This window comes from Kitasatospora sp. NPDC002227 (assembly GCF_040296285.1).
Taxonomy (GTDB): domain Bacteria; phylum Actinomycetota; class Actinomycetes; order Streptomycetales; family Streptomycetaceae; genus Kitasatospora.
Genome location: NZ_JBEOWY010000029.1, coordinates 60,052 through 79,358 on the forward strand (window position 1 = coordinate 60,052; position 19,307 = coordinate 79,358).

The 19,307-nt window shown below is 75.0% G+C and carries 18 protein-coding genes; 9 read left to right on the plus strand and 9 right to left on the minus strand.

What is annotated here, in order from left to right; all coding sequences use genetic code 11:
- Positions 1-30: 30 nt before the first annotated feature.
- From ABT095_RS24210 to ABT095_RS24220, 3 genes are all read right to left on the minus strand, one after another.
- Positions 31-861: a hypothetical protein gene (locus ABT095_RS24210; protein ID WP_350531569.1), complete on the minus strand. Its 831-nt coding sequence runs from the start codon at positions 859-861 to the stop codon at positions 31-33.
- Positions 862-904: 43 nt separating this feature from the next.
- Positions 905-1,624 carry a hypothetical protein gene (locus tag ABT095_RS24215; RefSeq protein WP_350531570.1) on the minus strand — a complete coding sequence of 240 codons (720 nt, stop codon included), beginning with the start codon at positions 1,622-1,624 and terminating at the stop codon, positions 905-907.
- A gap of 174 nt (positions 1,625-1,798) precedes the next feature.
- A complete protein-coding gene (locus ABT095_RS24220) occupies positions 1,799-2,557 on the minus strand; it encodes a glutamate racemase (protein WP_350531571.1) in 759 nt (252 codons plus the stop codon).
- A 284-nt stretch (positions 2,558-2,841) separates the two neighbouring features.
- Between ABT095_RS24220 and ABT095_RS24225 the strand changes: the two genes are divergently transcribed.
- Complete coding sequence (locus ABT095_RS24225) at positions 2,842-3,993, plus strand: glycosyltransferase (protein WP_350531572.1); 1,152 nt, start codon at positions 2,842-2,844, stop codon at positions 3,991-3,993.
- On the opposite strand, the gene ABT095_RS24230 is transcribed toward ABT095_RS24225, so the two are convergent.
- From ABT095_RS24230 to ABT095_RS24240, 3 genes are all read right to left on the minus strand, one after another.
- On the minus strand, positions 3,990-4,628 hold the full coding sequence (locus ABT095_RS24230; protein WP_350531573.1) for a thiol:disulfide interchange protein DsbA/DsbL: 639 nt from the start codon (positions 4,626-4,628) through the stop codon (positions 3,990-3,992). The genes ABT095_RS24225 and ABT095_RS24230 overlap by 4 nt on opposite strands.
- Positions 4,629-4,711: 83 nt before the next feature.
- Positions 4,712-5,527, minus strand: a complete 816-nt coding sequence (locus ABT095_RS24235; RefSeq protein WP_350531574.1) for a slipin family protein — start codon at positions 5,525-5,527, stop codon at positions 4,712-4,714.
- 111 nt (positions 5,528-5,638) lie between these two features.
- Complete coding sequence (locus tag ABT095_RS24240; RefSeq protein WP_350531575.1) at positions 5,639-6,709, minus strand: glycosyltransferase family 4 protein; 1,071 nt, start codon at positions 6,707-6,709, stop codon at positions 5,639-5,641.
- A gap of 341 nt (positions 6,710-7,050) precedes the next feature.
- On the opposite strand from ABT095_RS24240, the gene mscL reads away from it, so the two are divergent.
- The 5 genes from mscL to ABT095_RS24265 all read left to right on the plus strand — a co-directional run bounded on the left by mscL (position 7,051) and on the right by ABT095_RS24265 (position 13,200).
- Positions 7,051-7,494, plus strand: a complete 444-nt coding sequence (mscL, locus tag ABT095_RS24245) for a large conductance mechanosensitive channel protein MscL (protein ID WP_350531576.1) — start codon at positions 7,051-7,053, stop codon at positions 7,492-7,494.
- A 301-nt stretch (positions 7,495-7,795) separates the two neighbouring features.
- Positions 7,796-8,542 (plus strand): DUF6643 family protein, encoded by a 747-nt coding sequence (locus ABT095_RS24250; protein ID WP_350531577.1) that lies wholly within the window; start codon positions 7,796-7,798, stop codon positions 8,540-8,542.
- A gap of 383 nt (positions 8,543-8,925) precedes the next feature.
- Complete coding sequence (locus tag ABT095_RS24255) at positions 8,926-9,846, plus strand: MOSC domain-containing protein (RefSeq protein WP_350531578.1); 921 nt, start codon at positions 8,926-8,928, stop codon at positions 9,844-9,846.
- A gap of 130 nt (positions 9,847-9,976) precedes the next feature.
- A complete protein-coding gene (locus ABT095_RS24260; protein ID WP_350531579.1) occupies positions 9,977-12,379 on the plus strand; it encodes a right-handed parallel beta-helix repeat-containing protein in 2,403 nt (800 codons plus the stop codon).
- Between the two features lie 23 nt (positions 12,380-12,402).
- On the plus strand, positions 12,403-13,200 hold the full coding sequence (locus ABT095_RS24265) for a DeoR/GlpR family DNA-binding transcription regulator (protein WP_350531580.1): 798 nt from the start codon (positions 12,403-12,405) through the stop codon (positions 13,198-13,200).
- Positions 13,201-13,322: 122 nt separating this feature from the next.
- Here ABT095_RS24265 and ABT095_RS24270 read toward each other — a convergent pair whose 3' ends face one another.
- The 3 genes from ABT095_RS24270 to ABT095_RS24280 form a co-directional block, all read right to left on the minus strand.
- The gene (locus tag ABT095_RS24270) at positions 13,323-13,811 is read right to left on the minus strand and encodes a GNAT family N-acetyltransferase (RefSeq protein WP_350531581.1); all 489 of its coding nucleotides are present in this window, start codon (positions 13,809-13,811) and stop codon (positions 13,323-13,325) included.
- Positions 13,812-13,882: 71 nt separating this feature from the next.
- Positions 13,883-14,986: a PLP-dependent cysteine synthase family protein gene (locus ABT095_RS24275; RefSeq protein WP_350531582.1), complete on the minus strand. Its 1,104-nt coding sequence runs from the start codon at positions 14,984-14,986 to the stop codon at positions 13,883-13,885.
- Between the two features lie 256 nt (positions 14,987-15,242).
- Complete coding sequence (locus tag ABT095_RS24280; protein ID WP_350531583.1) at positions 15,243-16,475, minus strand: ROK family protein; 1,233 nt, start codon at positions 16,473-16,475, stop codon at positions 15,243-15,245.
- Between the two features lie 92 nt (positions 16,476-16,567).
- On the opposite strand from ABT095_RS24280, the gene ABT095_RS24285 reads away from it, so the two are divergent.
- The 3 genes from ABT095_RS24285 to ABT095_RS24295 are packed head-to-tail and all read left to right on the plus strand — an operon-like array spanning position 16,568 to position 19,305.
- Positions 16,568-17,788, plus strand: coding sequence for an MFS transporter (locus tag ABT095_RS24285; RefSeq protein ID WP_350531584.1), 1,221 nt, complete (start codon positions 16,568-16,570; stop codon positions 17,786-17,788).
- A 39-nt stretch (positions 17,789-17,827) separates the two neighbouring features.
- Entirely contained in the window at positions 17,828-18,391 is a 564-nt protein-coding gene (locus ABT095_RS24290) for a HutD/Ves family protein (RefSeq protein WP_350531585.1), read from the plus strand.
- The gene (locus ABT095_RS24295) at positions 18,391-19,305 is read left to right on the plus strand and encodes an NAD-dependent epimerase/dehydratase family protein (protein ID WP_350531586.1); all 915 of its coding nucleotides are present in this window, start codon (positions 18,391-18,393) and stop codon (positions 19,303-19,305) included. The genes ABT095_RS24290 and ABT095_RS24295 overlap by 1 nt, the downstream gene beginning before the upstream one ends.
- Positions 19,306-19,307 lie beyond the last annotated feature (2 nt).

Consider the following 19,307-nt stretch of genomic DNA (forward strand, 5'->3'; position numbering starts at 1 on the left):
CGTGGCGGGAGGGAGGGCCCGGGCCTGGGGTCAGACCGCCACCTTCAGGCGGCTCGGCTCGGCGTTGTGCCAGGCCTCCTCGCCACGGCTGGGGCGCTTCGGGTCGAGCCCGGGCTCCCACCCGGTGGGCGGGCCGGCGCACGGCTCCGTCGCACCGGCCGGGCGCGGGCCGAGCGGCACCGGCTCGGTGGCCCTGCCGCTGGGCCGCACCACCTCGGCCTGGACCGTTCCGGCGGGCTGCCACGGCGTCACGTACGCGTACAGGTAGACCAGCCGGCCGTTCGCGGCCTGCCACTGGTCGACCAGCCGCAGGGTGCTGGGCGCCTCCAGCGGTTCCAGGAGCTTCCCCTGATCGTCGACGGCGAAGTGGAAGCCCGTCGTCGTCCGGTCGTCGCCGCAGCTCACCGCGGCGGCCTCCGCTCCGACCGCCGCGAAGAGGGTCAGCCAGTCGTGCCCCGGCCGCATCGCGGCGGGGCCGAACAGCGGCACCAGCGCGCCTTCCGAGCCTTCCACCAGCGGCCGGGCGGGGGAACAGGTCACGCCCAGCCGGAGGGTGGCGCTGTACGTGCCGAGGCAGGTCTCCCCGGCGGCCGTCCGCCAGATCCCGGCGGCCACGGTGTCGGTCGCGTAGACCTCGGTCAGGTCGTCCACCGGCGGGTGCCCGGCCGCGACGGCGTCGGCCCGGACGACCGCCGCCGCGTCGGGCTTGCCCGGTGGCTGCCAGCCCAGCGCTCCGCCCTGCCAGCGGACGCCCCCCGCTGGTTGCGGGTGTGCCTCGGCCCCGCACGCTCCCAGGCAGGCCACGGCCAGCGCGGCCGCCACCGGCCCCGTCAGTCTTCGTCCGCGTCGTCGTCCCGTCATGTCCGTCCCCCGTCGGTTGTCGTTGATGGCTCTCCGGAGCAGGTCACGGAGTGCTGCTGTCCAGGTGCTCGGCGCAGGATCCGTGCGGCGAGGCCGCGGCGTCGGCGATCGCCAGCCACTCCTCGCCGCCGGTCACCTCGGCCCGCAGTGCCCCGGACATCCGCCCAGGTGTGGCGAGGACGTAGAGCCGCGGCCGGGGGCCGCCCGGAGCCGGGGCGGCGTCGACCTCCCGGAGCGAGTCGGCCTCACCGACGGCGCCCCCGACGAATCCGGCCAGCCGGGTGCCGTCCGGCAGCGTCACGGAGATGTCGCCCGACGCCACCTGGGACGCGCCGCAGTTCACGTTGTACAGCTCTTCCCGCTGGGTGGCGATCAGCGTCAGCCAGCGGCCCAGCGGCTCCACCCGGACCGGGCCGAGCACCACGGCCGCCCGGGGTGCGGCACCGGTGGGCAGCGCCGGGCCGGCCACGCAGTCGGGCCCGAACCGGGTGGTGTCGCTCGCCGCGCCGAGGCAGAGCTCCCCGGCGGCCGTCCACCAGGCGTCGGCCTCGGCCGCGCTGGACTGGTCGGCGAGGGCCACCCGGCCGACCGGCGCGTGGCCCGCCCTGGCGGCGTCCGCGGCCACCAGCGTGCTGAACACCGGTGCGGAGGCTACGGGCGGCGCCCAGCCCGGCGTGCGCCAGCCGGCTCCGGCGGCACTACCGCCCGGCGGCTGCCCGGCGTGCGCGCAGGCGGCCAGGCTCAGCAGCGCGGTTACGGCCACGGCGTGTCTCAGTGATCTGCCGTGTGGCAGAAGTCCCCTCATGTTCTCCCCCGTCAGCAGGCCCGGTCGACCAGGCTTCTGACGGGGGTGTACCCGCTGAGGGCCGGGACGGACCGTGCTTCAGGCCGGACACCCCGGCGGAGCCCGGAACCGCCCACGGGGCGCGGTCCTGGGTCAGACCGCGACGGAGGCGAGCCGCAGGCCCTCGGGGTAGCTGAGGGCGGCGGGCGGGAGTGCGGTCTCCCGGCCGGCGTGCAGGACGGTGAGGCGGCCGGTGCCGGGCGGGGTGTCGGGGGCGACCCGCCGCAGGGCCTGGGCGGCGACGGCCTCGGCGGAGCCGAAGAAGCGGATGTCCGCTCCGACGGCGGCGCGGATCTCCGCCTCGACCAGCTCGTAGTGGGTGCAGCCGAGCACGATCGCCTCGGTGCCCTGCGGGGTGCGGGCGGCGGCATCCGCCACGGCGGCGGCGATCGCCGCCCGGTCGCCGCGCTCGACGGCGTCGGCCAGCCCGGGGCAGGCCACCTCGGTGACGGCCGAGCCGCCGCCGAACTCCTCGATCAGCCCCCGCTGGTACGGGCTCCCGGTGGTCGCCGGGGTGGCCCAGATCGCCACGCTGCGGCTGGCGGCGGAGGCGGGCTTGATCGCGGGGACGGTGCCGATCACCGGCAGGCCCGGCTCCAGCTCGGCCCGCATCGCCTCCAGCGCGTGCACCGAGGCGGTGTTGCAGGCGACCACCAGCGCGTCGGGGCGCAGCGCGGCGGCCGCCCGCGCGCAGCCGAGCGCGAGCCGGGTGATGTCCTCGGCCGGGCGCGGGCCCCAGGGCATCGAGGCGGGGTCGGAGGAGAGCACGAGGTCCGCGTCCGGCCGCAGCGCGCGCAGGGCGGCGGCGGCGGCGAGCAGGCCGATCCCGGAGTCCATCAGTGCGATCTTCATAGGCCGAAACTCTATAAGACCGACCGGGGACAGGGAGCGCGGGAGAAGAAGGGAGCGCCCCCGGCCGAAGGCGTGGGGACGGTCGGGAGCCGAGACCGGGCGTTCATCGTGAGGAGAGCGCAGCGGCGCTGCGCGCGACGCGGGACGGACGGCCCAGGGCACTTCCCGGCCGATGGCTGGGGGAGGGAGCTGTCGGCGCGCGACGCCGCGGGCGCTGCCACCGGTCGGTCGAAACGCCGCCCGGCCGCCCGGGCTGCGACGGTCCGGTGGGGCAGACTGCGGGAGTGACCGTGCTGCTGTGGATCTCGGGCCTGTCCCTGCTCTGCTGGCTCTGGCTGGCGTGCTGCCACGGGCTGTTCTGGCGCACCGACCAGCGGCTGCCGCCGCACCCGGCCCCGGCCCGCTGGCCGAGCGTGGCGGTGCTGGTCCCGGCGCGGGACGAAGCCGAGGTGCTGCCGGTGAGCCTGCCGAGTCTGCTGGCGCAGGACTACCCCGGCGAGGCCCGGGTGGTGCTGGTGGACGACCACAGCACGGACGGCACCGGCGCCCTGGCCGCCGAGCTCGGCCGCGCCGGCGGTCTGCCGCTGACGGTGACCACTCCCCCGCCGCTGCCGCCGGGCTGGACGGGCAAGCTCTGGGCGCTGCGGCACGGGGTGGCGGCGGTGGGCGAGGAGGCCGAGTACCTGCTGCTGACCGATGCGGACATCGCGCACCGGCCCGGTTCGCTGACGGCCCTGGTGGCGGCCGCCGAGGCGAACGGCCTCGACCTGGTCTCGCAGATGGCCCGGCTGCGGGTGGCCACCCGCTGGGAGCGGCTGATCGTCCCGGCCTTCGTGTACTTCTTCGCGCAGCTCTACCCCTTCCGCCGGAGCAACCGGCCGGGCGCGCGGACGGCGGCGGCCGCCGGCGGCTGCTCGCTGGTGCGCCGCACGGCGCTGGAGCGGGCGGGCGGCGTGGCGGCGGTACGCGGCGCGGTGATCGACGACGTGTCGATCGCCCGGGCCGTCAAGCGCACCGGCGGCCGGACGTGGCTGGGCCTGGCCGAGCAGGTGGACAGCGTCCGCCCGTACCCCGGGCTCGGCCAGCTGTGGCGGATGGTCTCGCGCAGCGCGTACGCCCAGCTGCGGCACTCGCCGCTGCTGCTGACGGGCACGGTGCTGGGCCTGGCCCTGGTCTACCTGGTGCCGCCGGCCGCCGTGGCGGCCGGGCTGCTGGCCGGCTCCCCGCGGGTGCTGCTGCCCGGGGCGGCGGCCTGGGCCCTGATGGCGGGGACGTACCTGCCGATGGTGCGGTACTACCGGCAGCCGGCCGGAGCGGCGCTGCTGCTGCCGTTCACGGCCGGGCTGTACCTGCTGATGACGGTGGACTCGGCCGTCCAGCACTGGCGCGGGCAGGGCGCGGCCTGGAAGGGCCGGACCTACCCGCAGCCCGACTAGGACGTGGCAACCAGCTGGTCCAGCACGGACGGGATCTGCTCGACGCCGCCGGCCGCGGTGGGCGAGGTCCGGTACTGGCCCTGGACCACCACGGTCGGCAGCTCGTTGACCTCGTACCGCTTGAAGAGGGCGGGGGCCTCGCGGACCGCCTGGTCGACCTCGGCGGAGCGGTAGGCGGCGCGGAAGAGGGTGGCGTCCAGGCCTGCCTTGGCGGCCCAGGCGGTGGCGAACTCCTCGGTGGTCAGGTCCGCCTCGTCGATGCGGACGGCGTGGAAGACCTTCGTCTGCAGGCGGTCGACCGCGCCGAGGCGCTCCAGCGTGTAGTAGAGCCGGGCGTGCGCGAGCTGGACCTTCTCCTCCGGGCTGCCGGTCCAGACGGCGGGCACCCGGCGCAGCGTGGCGTCGTCGCGGTGGCGGTCGGCCCAGCGCTCCAGCGGGAGTTCCAGCACGTCGGAGTGGTAGCAGTCGTACCAGAAGAACTCGATGACCTCGTGCTTGGCCGTGGCCACGACGGGCTGCGGGTGCTCGAGGCGGACGTACTGGGCGCTGTCGCGCGGGGCAGCCATGGCCGTCGGGCCGGTGAGCAGGCTGCCGGAGACGGCGAGCAGGATGGCGGTGCGCAGCAGGGGATTCACTCCGACAGCGTGCCAGTCACGCTGCGCACCGGCCCAACTCCGTCGCGTCGCCAGCCCGATTATTCACCCGGCCGGAGCAGTTTTCAGTGGCCGTCCTCGACGGCGGGCGCGGGCTTGGGCACAGCCGCGGGCTGGGGCGCCGCCGTGGGCCGGGGCTTGGCCGCGTTCTCGAAGAAGCGGAGCAGCTCGACCGGGAAGGGCAGCACCAGGGTGGAGTTCTTCTCGGCGGCGACCTCGACCACGGTCTGCAGCAGGCGCAGCTGCATGGCGGACGGCGTGTCGTCCATCATGCTCGCCGCCTCGGCCAGCTTGCTGGCGGCCTGGTACTCGCCGTCGGCGGTGATGATCCGCGCCCGGCGCTCGCGGTCCGCCTCGGCCTGACGGGCCATCGAGCGCTTCATCGAGTCCGGCAGGGCGACGTCCTTGATCTCGACCCGGTCGATGTGGATGCCCCAGGAGGAGGCGGGGCTCTCCAGCATCAGTTCCAGGCCCTGGTGCAGGTTCTCGCGGCCGGAGAGCAGGTCGTCGAGCTCGCTCTTGCCGATGATCGAGCGCAGCGAGGTCTGGGCGACCTGGGACATCGCGAAGCTGTAGTTCTGCACGTCGACGGTGGCCCGGACGGGGTCGACGACCCGGAAGTAGACCACCGCGTCGACCCGGACCGAGACGTTGTCCCGGGTGATGCCCTCCTGGGCGGGTACCGGCATGGTGATCACCTGGACGTTGACCTTGCGCATCCGGTCCACGACCGGCACCAGCAGGGCCGGTCCGGGCTCGCGGACCTGTCCCCGTACCCGGCCGAGCCGGAACACCACACCGCGCTCGTACTGCTGGACGATCCGCACCCCCGTCACCAGCCAGAGCAGCCCGAGCCCCACCACCACAGCGACCACGCCCATGTCAGCCCCTCCCCGTCGCGGCCCGAGGTCCGGCCTCGGCAGTACAACCGCGCCCGCCAGTATGCGCCTGCACGCCGCCCGGGCCCAGAGCGGGTACGCACCCACGTCCGGTCAGGCCTGCCGGGGCCAGCCGGTGAGCTGATGGAGCAGCAGCTGCCAGGCGTCGGTGACCATGGCGAGGTCGAAGCGGGCCAGGGCTCTGGCGCGGGCGGCGGCGCCCAGGTCGGGGGCGGTGGCGAGGGTGCGGCCGAGGGCCTCGGCCAGTGCCTCGGCGTCGCCCGGGGCGACCAGGGCGCCGGTGACGCCGTCCTGGACCAGGTCGCGGACCCAGCCGACGTCGGTGGCGACGGCGGGCAGGCCGGCCAGGGCGGCCTCGATCAGCTGGGCCGGTACGCCCTCGCTGTCGCTGGTGAGGAGCAGCGCGTCGGCGGCCCGGTAGAGCGGGGCGGTGTCGTCGAGGCGGCCGAGGAAGTGGGCCCGGGGCGCGCTCTCGGGCCCGGGGGTGACGCCCTCGCCGACCACGGCCAGGTGCAGGTCGGGCAGGCGCCGCAGCATCTCGAGGGCCAGGTCGAACCGCTTGTCGGCCCCGGCCGCGCCGACCCAGGCGACCAGCGGCCCGTGGCCGGGCAGGCCGAGGGCGGCCCGCGCGGCCGTCCGCTCGACGCCGTAGTGGCTCGGGTCGCCGCGCCCGGCGGTGCGGGCTCCAGGGATGGTCCGCACCCGCTCGGGCGGCAGCCGGAACCGGCGGATCAGGGCCTGCCGGGCGCCGTCCGTGGGTGCGGTGACGGCCGCCGCGCAGTGCAGCAGCGCGCAGTGCGGCAGGGTCCGCAGCCAGGGCTCCCGGGTGCGGCCCCCGGCCCCGGTGCCGGCCACGTGGACGAACGGGACTCCGGTGCCGAGCAGGCCGATGGCCGCGGCGGGCAGCGCCGCCGAGCCGTGCGCGAGCACCACGTCGGACCGGCGGGCGGCGGCCCGCAGCGCGCGCAGGGTGGCCGGGTGCAGCGGGGAGGGGCCCAGGGCGGGGGTGTCGAGGACGCCGGGGTGCAGGGCCCGCAGCCGGGAGGGGTGGCCGCGGCGGGCGAGTTCGGTGTGCAGCTCGTGGGCGCCGCGTGCGGAGCTGTACGGCCCGGGGCCGGTGACGAGGTGCAGGACTCTGGGTGGCGCTGACACGGCGTCGGACATGTGCCCGACACTCGCACAGTGCCGCGTCGGTGCGCAGGCCGTTTCGGGAAGCCGCCGACCCCGGTCGGCACGTTGGCCGTCAGGCGCCGGTCGATGGCCGTTTCCGAGCCGTTTGCCGACCGCACGGGCACACCCGGGCCGCCCGTCACCTCGGGTACGTCCGGGCGTGTGCGGAGCGTCGGCCCACCACCCGGCCGCCGCTCGGGGCATTAGCCGGATCAGGTGAACTCGGTTGGACGGCAAGCCCGTTGAGTCGGAAGGATGGCCCGCCGGGCCGGTCGGCCCCACCCTCGACAGGCCGGTGTGGCGACCGGCCCTCAGCACGATTTGGAGTGAGCCCGGTGTTCAAGGGTTTCCGCAGCTTCCTGCTGCGCGGCAACGTGGTGGACCTGGCGGTCGGTATCGTCATCGGCGCGGCCTTCACCGCCGTGGTCACCGGCTTCGTCGCCGCCTTCCTGACCCCGCTGATCGGGGTCGCCTCCGGCAGCGTCGGCGACTTCAGCAAGGAGGCCTTCAGCGTCGCGGGCACCACCTTCCCGTACGGCGCCTTCCTCAACGCGCTGATCAGCTTCGTCATCGTCGCGGCCGTCATCTACTTCGCCGTGGTGCTGCCCGTCGGCAAGCTCCAGGCCCGGTTCGAACCGGCCAAGGCTGCCCCCGTGGCCAAGATTGACTGCCCCGAGTGCCTCAGCAGCGTGCCGGCGGCGTCCACCCGCTGCTCCTTCTGCACCTCGGAGCTGGCGGGCCGTCCGGGCTTCCCGGCCCAGGCACTGCAGACCCGCTGACATGCCGTGATCCGGGCCCCTCCCGTCCGCACGAGGGGGGCTCGGGCCGCGCGACACGCGCCCTCGGCCTCCGGCCCGGGTGGCGCGAGGGGTGTTTTTCGGACCCGTTCGATCACTGTTCGCCCCATGATCAGGCATTTGTCGACCCCCCGACCGGCGGGGAGCTGGCCTGAATCAGGTGCCGAAATGTCTGATCTTCCTACTTTCGAGACCTTTGTTCTAGCGAAGACTGTGTAAACACTCGAACTACTAGGCCTCTCACTCTCCTCAGCAGGCGCATTGTGGGCTTACGGTATGCCCCATGACCTCGCCCCGCTCCTACGACGGAGTCGGCTACCCCTCTCCGTCCTTCTCCTCCGGCACGCCCATCTACGACAGCCTCGTCGCAGAGCGCGGTGTCCCGCAGATCGCCCCGATCAACGTGCCGGCCGCGCTGCCGCCCGCGTTGTCCACGGGATACCAGCCGAGTTACGGCTCCTCGTACGGCAGCCAGGGCTACGGCTCGACGGGCTTCGACAGCCCGGCGAGCAACCTCCCGGCCCTGCCGCCCGCCCGGCTCGCCCTCGGCCCCGGGCCGAGCAGCGGACCGGCCACCACCTACCTCCCGGCGCAGCCCGCTCCCGGTACCTACGCGGTGCCGCCGCAGGTGCCCGCGCCCGGGTACGGCGGCCCGCAGTCGTACGTGGCGCAGCCGCAGCGTCCGCAGGCGCCCTTCCAGCAGGCGCCGGCCCCGCAGTTCACGCCGGCTCAGCCCGCGCAGGGCTTCGGCGGGCAGCCGTTCGGCGGCCAGAGCTTCGGCGGGCAGAACAACTTCGCCGCCGCTCCGCAGGGCTTCGGCGGGCAGCCGTTCGGCGGGCAGGGCTTCGGCGGGCAGGGCATGGGCGCGCCGCAGGCCGCCCCGCAGGGCTTCGGCGACCAGAGCATGGGCGGCAACCAGTTCCGTCCGGCCGCCGCGCCGGTCGCTCCGGTCCGCCCGGTGCCGCAGCAGCGGCCCGCCCAGTACGGCGAGGCGCCGTACCAGGGCGGCTACCAGGCCAACAGCTTCTGACGGGAGCCGCGCCCACCGAACACCACCTGAGCGGAACCGGCTGACGAGGGGGGCCGGAACCGCCCGTACACCAGGGGTCGACCGAAGGCCGTCCGGAACCGCACACCCGCGGTCCCGGGCGGCCTTCGCGTTCCCGGCGCGCACCCGCTCCGGGAGGAGCCACTGCGCCAGCCACCGATCCCCCGGACTCCAGCGTCCTCCCCGCCCGCCGCCGCGCCGGCCCGCTCCGCACCGCCCCCGACGGCTTCCCCGTCTCCCCCGCCGTCCCGACCTGCCCAGCGGCCGGGCGATCACCGAGTCTCCCCGTCTCCCTCATCCACCCGCCCCGCCGATCCGGCTGCCCCGGGCCGAAGGGGTGAGCGGCGGCTGGCAGGATAGGGCGTATGCCTCAGCTGATCGGACTTCACGTCTACCCGCTCAAGTCCGCCTACCGCCAGAGCCCGCAGAGCGCCACCGTCGAGCCGTGGGGCCTGGCCGGTGACCGCCGCTGGATGCTGGTCGACCGCTCCGGCCGCGCCGTGACCCAGCGCGAGGAGCCGACGCTCGGTCAGCTCCGGGTCAGCCACGGCGCCGACGGCCTGCTCACCGTCACCTCCCCCGAGGGCGACCGGCTCGAGGTGCCCGCTCCCACCGCCGCGAACGGCGCCGAGCTGGTCGAGGCCGACGTCTTCGGCGCCGTCTTCAAGGCCGCCGCCGCCGCGCCCGAGGTCGGCGAGTGGTTCGCCGAGCGCTTCCCCGCCCGGTTCGAGCGCCGGGTCGGGCCGGTCCGGCTGGTGCACCTGGACAACCCGCTCAGCCGGGGCGTCAACCCCAAGTACGCCCCGAACGGGGAGACGGTCAGCATGGCCGACGCCTTCCCGGTGCTGCTGGCCACCACCGCCTCGCTGGCCGCGCTGAACGAGCTGCTCGCGGCCGACCACCCGGACGACCCGGCCAAGGGCGCCGCCCTCCCGATGGAGCGGTTCCGCCCCAACCTGGTGATCGAGGGCACCGAGCCCTGGGCGGAGGACGGCTGGCGCCGGATCCGGGTCGGCGAGGTGACCTTCCGGGTCGCCAAGCCCTGCGGGCGCTGCGTCATCACCACCACCGACCAGGAGACCGGCGTCCGCAAGGGCCCCGAGCCGCTGCGTGCCCTGGGCCGCCACCACCGCTTCGACAAGAGCCTGGCCTTCGGCATCCAGCTGATCCCCGAGCGCCCCGCCGGGCTGAGCGGCGACGCCCTGGGCACCGTCCGCCTCGGCGACACCTTCACCGTCCTGGAGCAGGGCCCGCGCCTGGTGCCGGACCCGCTGACGGAGGACTAGCCCAGGAACCGAGGGCGGGCCCGATCGTTGTAGCTGGTGTGCGGGCACTCGGCGCTCGGCAGGACCAGGGCCGTCCGGCGGAACACGTCAGGCGGCGCCACGGAGACGGACGCGGAGACGACGGAGCGGCATGGGTGAGCACAGGGTCCGGGTCACGCAGGACAGCGCATCGCGGTGGCGCCGCCGGGCGGGCGAGTACGAGACGCTGCGCGAGGCGCTGGCGGCGGCCGAGCCGGGCGACACCCTGACGCTGCGGCCCGGCACCTTCCGCGAGAACGTGGTGGTCGACCGCGCCGTCACCCTGCAGCCCGCCGAAGGCCCGGGCACCGTGCGGATCGACCCGCCCTCGGGCACCCCGCTCACCGTGACGGCCGCCGCCACCGTGCGCGGGCTGGTGATCGAGGGCTCCGAGACCTCGGCCCCGGCGGTGCTGGTCACCGGTCCCGGGGCGGAGGCGGAGTTCTCCGGCTGCCGGGTGGAGACCCGCTCGGCCGTCGGGGTCGAGCTCACCGAGCAGGCCCGGGCCACCCTGCAGGGCTGCACCGTGAGCAACCCGGCGGGTCTCGGGGTGCGACTGCGCTCGCGGGCCGCCGCGACCCTCACCGACTGCGAGCTGCTCGACTCCGGCCAGGCCGGGCTCGCCGTGCTCGACGGCGCCACCGCCACCCTGGAGCGCTGCCGCCTGCACCACGCGAGCGGCGCCGGGGTGCTGCTCACCGACCCGGGCTCCAGCGCCGCGCTGACGGCCTGTGAGATCTACGAGATCCGTGGCAGCGGCGTGCAGGCGGAGGCCCAGGCCAGCGGCCGCCTCGCGGACTGCGAGATCAGCCGGGTCACCGGCAACGGGCTCACCCTGGACACCGAGGCCGAGCTGATGCTCACCGGCTGCCGGGTGCACGACCTGCCGGAGAACGCCGCCGACCTGCGCGGGCGCTCCCGGCTGACCATGGAGAAGACCACCCTGCGCGAGTTCGGCCGCGGCGCGCTCTCGGTCTGGGACAGCGGCACGCTGGCCGAGGCGATCTCCTGCGAGCTGCACTCCAGCACCGGCGACTACCCGGCCGTCTGGGTCAGCGACGGCGCCCGCCTCACCCTCACCGACTGCTCGCTGCACGACCTGCCCGACGCGCTGTTCGTGCTGGACCGCGAATCCAGCGCCACCGCGAATGAATGTTCGTTCAGCCGGATCCGCAGCTCGGCCGTCTCGGTCAGCGGCGGCGCCAGCATCGACCTCGCCAACTGCCGCATCCAGGAGGCCGGCACCGGCCTGTGGTTCCGCGACCACGGCAGCGGCGGGCGGCTGACGGGCTGCGAGATCTCCGAGGTGGCCACCGGGGTGATCGTCACCAAGGGCGCCGACCCCGAGCTGCGCGAGTGCACCGTGCGCGCCGCCGCCGAGGCCGCCGTGTACGTCTCGGCCCAGGGGCGCGGCAGTTTCGAGGACTGCCGGGTCTCGCACGGCAAGGGCTTCGGCTTCCACATCATCGACGGCTGCCGCACCGCGCTGACCCGCTGCCGGGCCGAGCAGAACGGCAGGGCGGGCTTCGAGTTCAGCGAGCCCGGCCCGGTCACCGAGGGCTGCACCTCGGACGACGTCGCCCCGGTGGTCGAGCTGCCCGCGCCCCGCACCGCGCAACTGACCGCCGCCGCCCCGCTCGCCCCGGCCGCGCCCCAGATCGCGCCGATCCCCGACTGCCGCCCGGCCGACGAGGCGCTGGCCGAGCTGGACGCGCTGATCGGGCTGGCCACGGTGAAGCAGGAGGTGCGCACCCTGATCGACCTGATCTCGGTCGGCCGCCGGCGCCGCCAGGCCGGGCTCAAGGCGCCGTCCCTGCGTCGCCACCTGGTCTTCACCGGCTCCCCCGGCACCGGCAAGACCACGGTGGCCCGGCTCTACGGCGAGATCCTGGCCTCGCTCGGCGTGCTCCAGCAGGGCCACCTGGTCGAGGTCGCCCGGGTCGACCTGGTCGGCGAGCACATCGGCTCCACCGCGATCCGCACCCAGGCCGCCTTCGACCGGGCCCGCGGCGGGGTGCTCTTCATCGACGAGGCGTACGCGCTGGCCCCCGAGGACGGCGCGCGGGACTTCGGCCGGGAGGCGATCGACACCCTGGTGAAGCTGATGGAGGACCACCGGGACGAAGTCGTGGTGATCGTCGCCGGGTACACCGCCGAGATGGAGCGCTTCCTCTCCGCCAACCCCGGGGTCTCCTCCCGCTTCTCCCGCACCATCACCTTCCCCGACTACACCGCCGCCGAGCTGCTGCAGATCGCCCGCACCCAGTGCGCCGAGCACGAGTACTCCCTGGCCGAGGAGACGGCCGAGGCCCTGCTCGAGCACTTCGCCGGCCTCGAGCGCGGCCCCGGCTTCGGCAACGGCCGGACGGCCCGTCAGGTCTTCGAAACCATGGTCGAACGCCACGCCATGCGGGTCGCCCAGCTCCCCGATCCCTCCACCGAGGAGCTCCAACTGCTGCTCCCGGCCGACCTCCCCGGTCGGCAGGCGGCGGGATCTGCAAGGATGGTCAGTTAAGGACGATCGGGAGGGCGGACCACGTGGCCGACAACAGCAACCTGCTTGCGGAGCAGCGCCGGGCGCTGATCCTCGACGAGGTACGGCGGCGCGGCGGCGTGCGCGTCAACGAGCTGACCAAGCGGCTGAACGTCTCCGACATGACGATTCGGCGCGACCTGGACGCGCTCGCCCGGGCGGGCGTGATCGAGAAGGTGCACGGCGGGGCCGTGGTGGTCGAGGAGGCCCGCACGCACGAGCCGGGCTTCGAGGCGAAGTCCTCGCTGGAGCTCTCCGCCAAGGAGGAGATCGCGCTGGCCGCCGCCCGCCTGGTCTCTCCCGGCAGCGCGATCGCGCTCTCCGGCGGCACCACCACCTTCGCGCTGGCGCAGCACCTCACCGAGATCGAGCAGCTCACGGTGGTGACCAACTCGGTGCGGGTGGCCGACGTCTTCGAGCGGGCCCGCGGTACCGGCGCCCCGGGCGCCACCGTGGTGCTCACCGGCGGGGTGCGCACCCCCTCGGACGCGCTGGTCGGGCCGGTCGCGGACCGGGCGATCCGCTCGCTCCACTTCGACCTGCTCTTCCTCGGCACCCACGGCCTCTCCCCCGAGGCGGGGCTCTCCACGCCGAACCTGGCGGAGGCCGAGACCAACCGGAACTTCGTGGCCTCGGCCCGCCGGGTGGTGGCCGTGGCCGACCACACCAAGTGGGGCATCGTGGGCCTGTCCACCTTCGCCGAGCTGGCCGAGGTGGACACCTGGGTGACCGACACCGCCCTGCCCGCCGAGGCGGCCGAGGCGGCCCGCGAGCACGTCCGCGAGCTCATCCTGGCGGGCTAGCGAACCCGTGGGCAGCGCCCCGTCAGGGGCGCGGGGCTGTGCTCGATCAACCGCGTGCGCGACCGGCCACCGACCAGGTGTACGGCCGCGCAGCGGTCCCCGCCGCCCCGAAGTGGTTCCGATCAGACCAGCGGGAGCTCGAAGTAGACCAGCTTGTCGTCCTCGCGCACCAGCTTCATGCCGGCGCCGAGCATGACCTTGTGCGAAGCGGGGTTGTCCAGGTCGGCGTTGCCGGTGAAGTTCTTCACCCCCTGCTCGCGGGCCAGCTCGATCATGCGGCGGACGGCCTCGGTGGCGTAGCCGTTGCCCCGGACGGACGGGGACAGGCCGTACCCGACCTCCACGGCGCCGTGCTCGTCCGGCCCGCCGTGGAAGCCGATGCCGCCGACGGCCGTCCCGTCGGGCAGGCGTATCTCGTAGCCGCCGAAGGGCCGGGGGTCAACTCCGGCCTCGCAGGCGTTGGCGAACATCCGGGCGCCTACGCGCTCTCCCGGCTGGGGGTAGTCGGCGGCCCAGTTCGCACCCTCGGGGCGCTCGGCCAAGTCCACCTGGCGGGCCTCCTCGGGGGTGAGGGGGTGCAGAATCAAACGGTCGGTCAGAAGGTCTTCCATGACGCGTTGAGTATCACGCGCCGCACCCTCCTGGCCAGCGGTTTTTCCGACCCCGGCCGGCTGACCGGCCGTCAGCCGAGCTGCGCGCCCCCGGCGAGGAAGGCCTCCAGCTCGGCCACGTACGGCGCGATGTCCAGGCCCTGCTCGGCCAGCCACTGGTCCGAGTAGTACTTGTCGAGGTAGCGGTCGCCCGGGTCGCAGAGCAGGGTGACCACGCTGCCGCGCCGCCCGGCGGCCCGCATCTCGCCGACGATCTTCAGCGCGCTCCACAGGCCGGTGCCCGTCGAGCCACCGGCCCGGCGGCCGAGCGCCTCCTCCAGCACCCGCACGGCGGCGATCGAGGCGGCGTCGGGGACCTTCATCATCCGGTCGATCGCGCCGGGCACGAAGCTGGGCTCCATCCGGGGCCGGCCGATGCCCTCGATCCGGGAGCCCTTGGGACAGACCGCCTCCGTGTCCTCGCCGACCCAGCCCTCGAAGAAGCAGGAGTTCTCCGGGTCGGGCACGCAGATCCGGGTGTTGTGCTGCATGTAGTGCACGTACCGGGCGATGGTCGCCGAGGTGCCGCCGGTGCCCGCGGTGGCGACGATCCAGGCCGGCTCGGGGTGGGGCTCCATCGCCAGCTGGTGGAAGATCGATTCTGCGATGTTGTTGTTGCCCCGCCAGTCGGTGGCCCGCTCGGCGTAGGTGAACTGGTCCATGTAGTGCCCGCCGGTCTTCTCGGCGAGCTCCGCGGAGACCTCGTACACCTCGGCGGGGTTGTCGACCAGGTGGCAGCTGCCGCCGTGGAACTCGATCAGGTCGATCTTGGCCTGGCTGGTGCTCTTGGACATCACGGCGATGAACGGCACGCCGATCAGCTTGGCGAAGTACGCCTCCGAGACGGCCGTCGACCCGCTGGAGGCCTCGATCACCGGCTTGCCCGGTCTGATCCAGCCGTTGCACAGCCCGTACAGGAAGAGCGAGCGGGCCAGCCGGTGCTTCAGGCTGCCGGTCGGGTGGGTGGACTCGTCCTTGAGGTACAGGTCGATGCCCCACTCCTCGGGCAGCGGGAAGCGCAGCAGGTGCGTGTCGGCCGAGCGGTTGGCGTCGGCCTGGACCCGCCGGACCGCCTCCTTCAGCCAGTCGCGGTAGGCGACGTCGGAGCGGTCGACATCAATGGTCACAGCAGCCATCACGCTTCTCCTCGACAAGGCCGGGAAACTCCCGACGCACACAACCGAGTGTAACCGCCAACTACGATAAGTGACCTTTACGGTAGCCAGTGGCCTGACTTATCGTCAGCCGCGCCACCCTGATCCCGTCAGCTCCCCCCAAACGGCAGCCGCCCCACCGGTACGGCCGCCGTGCCGCAGGCGCCGACACCGCGAACGACCTCGTCGGCCTCGGCCGGGCCATGTGCCTGACCGAGTGGTGGTTCGACAACTGGATTCAGCCGACGGCCACCGACTGCGGGTCGGCGAGGAAGGGCTCCCAGGCCAGTTCGGCGGCGCCGGCCAGGCCCGCGTGGCGGACTTCGGCGGGCACGATCGGCACCCGGCCGCTGCGGCCCCACAGGCAGCGCTCGGCCACCACGGCCGCCAGGCGCTCGGGCGCGGCGGCCAGCAGGTCGCGGTGCAGTCCGCTGAGCACGATCCGGTCCGGGTTGAGGATGTTCACCAGGCCGGCCAGGCCGAGACCGAGCCGGTCCACCACGTGCTCGACCGCCGCCCGGGCGGCCGGATCGGCCGCCAGCTCACGGGCCTGGTCGAGCACCGGCCGGGCCGGGCCGGCCGTGCGGCCCGCGGCGGCGAGCAGCGCGTCCGGATCGGTCTCGGCGTTGAGGCAGCCGCGGTTGCCGCACGGGCACGGGCGGCCGAGCGGATCGACCGTCAGGTGCCCGACCTCGAGGGCCAGCCCTGCGCTGCCGGTGTGCAGCCGGCCGTCGATCACCAGGGCGCCGCCGACCCCCCGGTGGCCGGAGGTGACCAGGAGCAGGTGCCGCGCGCCGCGCCCGGCGCCGTGCCGGTGCTCGGCGAGGGCGGCCAGGTTGGCGTCGTTGGCCACGGCGGTGGGGAAGGGGCTGCGGGCGCGCGGGCCCAGGTCCGCCTTGCGGATCTCCTCGGCGAACAGGTCGGCCACCGGGGTGCCGCTCGGCCAGGCGAAGTGCAGGGCGGCCAGCGCGGCGCCGTCCGGCTCGGTCACGGGGTTGGGCAGCGCGAGGGCCGCCCCCAGGCAGCGGCGGTCCGTGCCGCGCGCCAGCTCGGCCCCGGCCCGGGCCACCGCGCGCAGCAGCCGCACCGGGTCGGTGGCGGCGGGCAGCGGGTGGTGCACCGGCTCGCCGAGCTGCCCGCCGAGGCCGGCCGGCGCGACGCTCAGGCCGTCCGCGTGCAACTGGGCGGCGATCACCATCGGGCCCTCGGGGTCGACGGCCAGCCGGTGCGAGGGGCGGCCCCGGCCGCCGCCGGCCGGGCTGGAGTCGACCGTGATCAGGCCCAGTGCCTCCAGCTCGGCGCTGACCGCCCCGGCGGTCGCCCGGGTCACGTCCAGGGCGCTGGTCAGCGCCGAGCGGGTGGGCGCCCGGCCGGTGTGCACCAGGGCGAGAGCCGGGCCGAGCAGGGTGCGGCCCCGGTCCGGCGCGGCTCGCTTGGCGTCGCCCGGTCGGCCGGAACCGTCACGCTGCACCTGAGGTCGAGACCCACCGCCGGAGCGGCCGGGCTCGGCGGGCGGCGGGGGCTGGCTTGTCGGCTTCTGCGGCATTCCCCTATTCTGACTTTGTGCCGCTCCTAAACAAAACCCGCGCCCGGTCCGCCGCCCACCTTCACCCGGACGGCCCCGGCGAAATCCGCGCCTGGAGCCCCGCCCGCCTCGCCCTGACCGCCTTCTTCGCGGTCGACGGCTTCCTCTTCGCCACCTGGGTCGTCCGCATCCCGGACATCCGCGCCCAGGTCGGCGCCTCGCACAGCGCCCTCGGCCTGGCCCTGCTCTGCATCTCGGCCGGAGCCGTGGCCACCATGTCCGTGATCGGGCGGCTCTGCGTCCGGTACGGCTCCCGCCGGCTGACCGTGGTCTCGCTGGTACTGCTGAGCCTGGCCCTGCTGCTGCCCGCCCACGCCCACACCGTGCCGAGCCTCAGCGCCGCCCTGCTGCTCTTCGGCGCGGGCTACGGCGCCGCCAACGTGGCGATGAACAGCGCCGCCGTCGACCTGGTCGCCCAGCTGCGCCGGCCCGTCATGCCCAGCTTCCACGCCGGTTACAGCCTGGGCGGCCTGCTCGGCGCGGCGGTCGGCGGCCTGCTGGCCGGCCGGCTGACCGCCGCCTGGGCGCTGAGCCTCGGCGGCCTGCTCGGCCTGCTGGTCTCGGCCCTGGCCGGGTACGTCCTGCTGCGCGGCGCGGCCACCGCCGCCCCGGCGCTCCGGCCCGCCCCGGCCGGGCCCGCACCCCGGCGCTCGGCCCGGCTGCTCGTCCTGCTGCTCGGCCTCACCGCCCTGTGCACCGCGTACGGCGAGGGGGCGCTCGCCGACTGGGCGACGCTGCACCTGACCGACGACGTGCACGCGAGCGCCGGGGTCGCGGCGAGCGGGTACGCGGCCTTCGCCTGCGCGATGACCGCCGGCCGGGTGTCGGGCACCTGGCTGGCCGTCCGGCTCGGCCAGACCCGGGTCATCCTGCTCGGCGGCCTGACCGCCGGGGCGGGCATGCTCACCGCCGCCCTCGCGCCGTCGGTCCCGGTCGTCCTCGCCGGGCTCGCCCTGGTCGGCCTCGGCCTGGCCAACATCTTCCCGCTCGCCATCGCCCGGGCCGGCGCGGTCGGCGGCCCCCGCGGCGTGGCCACCGCCTCCACCCTCGGCTACGCCGGCATGCTGATCGGCCCGCCCGTCATCGGCCTCCTCGCCGACTCCGTCGGCCTCCCCGCCGCCCTCACCACCGTCGCCGCCTCCGCCACCCTGGCGGGCCTGCTCGCCACCCTCGCCCGCAGGCCCGTAGTGGTCGGCTAGTCTCACCTCCAACGTGCGGACGAGGAACGGACCACTCACATGACGGTGCAGGTACTGCGGGCCGAAGGCCGGGCCGCCACGCCGTGGTTGAACGGCGGCGGGGTGACCAGGGAGGTGGCCGGGTTCCCGGCCGGGGCCGGGATGACGGACTTCCTGTGGCGGGTCAGCCTGGCCGACGTGGCGCAGGGCGGGCCGTTCTCCCGCTTCACCGAGGTGGACCGGGTGATCACCGTGGTGCGGGGCGAGGGGATGGCCCTCACCGTGGACGGCACCGAGCACGAGCTCGCCAAGCCGTACCGCCCGTTCGCCTTCAGCGGCGACGCCGACACCGACTGCCGCCTGCTCGGCGGCCCGGTGGTCGACTTCAACGTGATGACCCGCCGGGGCCGCTGCCGAGCCGAGGTGGAGATCGCCGACTTCCAGCGGGATGTCACCGTCCCGCCCGGCGGGAGCGTCCTGCTGGTCTGCCTCCAGGGCACCGCCGAGCTCGGCGCGGCCGATCTGCGGCTCGGCGAGTTCGACGCCGCCCTGCTCGAGCGTGGCGAGGACCAGCTCCGGGTCGACGGCGTGGCGGCCCTGGTGACGCTCCGCCGGCTCGGCTGATGCTGGTCCTGGTCACCGGCGCGTACGGCTTCGTCGGCCGCGCCGTCGTCCGCCGGCTCGCCGCCGACGGCCACCAGGTCCGCGCCCTGACGCACCGCCCGCCCACCGCCGCCCTGCCGAGCCTGCCGGTCGAGCGCACGCACCATGCGGACGTCCGCGACCGCGCCGCGCTGGCCCCGGCCGTGGCGGGGGTGGACGCCGTCTGCCACCTGGCCGCGCTCACCAACGGCCGGGACTCGGGCGGCCAGGCCGAGCGGTACCGGGAGGTCAACCTCGGCGGCACCACCGCCCTGCTCGACGCCCTCGCCGCCGAAGGCCTGGTCCGGCGGTTCGTCCTCGGCTCCACCGCCGCCGTCTACGGCGCACCCGAGCGGCAGCCGATCACCGAGACCACCGGACCCGCCCCCGGCAATCCGTACGGCGCCTCCAAGCTGGCCGCCGAGCGCGAGCTCGACGCCCGGACGGCGGCCGGACAGGTCGAGGGGGTGGTCCTGCGCTGCTTCAACGTCGGCGGCACCGAGGACCGCGACCAGGCCCGGATCATCCCCCGGGCCCTGGCCGTCGCCGCCGGACACCACCCGGCGCTCGAGCTGAACGGCGACGGCAGCGTCGTCCGCGACTTCGTCCACGTCGAGGACCTGGCCCGCGCCTACGCGCTGGCGCTCACCGCACCGCTGCCCCCGGCCCCGGGCGCGCGCGTCTACAACGTCGGTGCCACCCCGGCGAGCATGCGGGAGATCATCGCCACGGTCGAACAGGTCACCGGCCGCCGCGTCCCGCTGAACCACCGCCCGCCGGTGGCCGAGGCCCCGTACCTCGCCGCCGACACCTCGCGGATCACCCGCGAGCTCGGCTGGAAGCCGGAGCGCTCCGACCTCGTCGGCCTGGTCACCGACGCCTGGCAGGGCTTCTGACG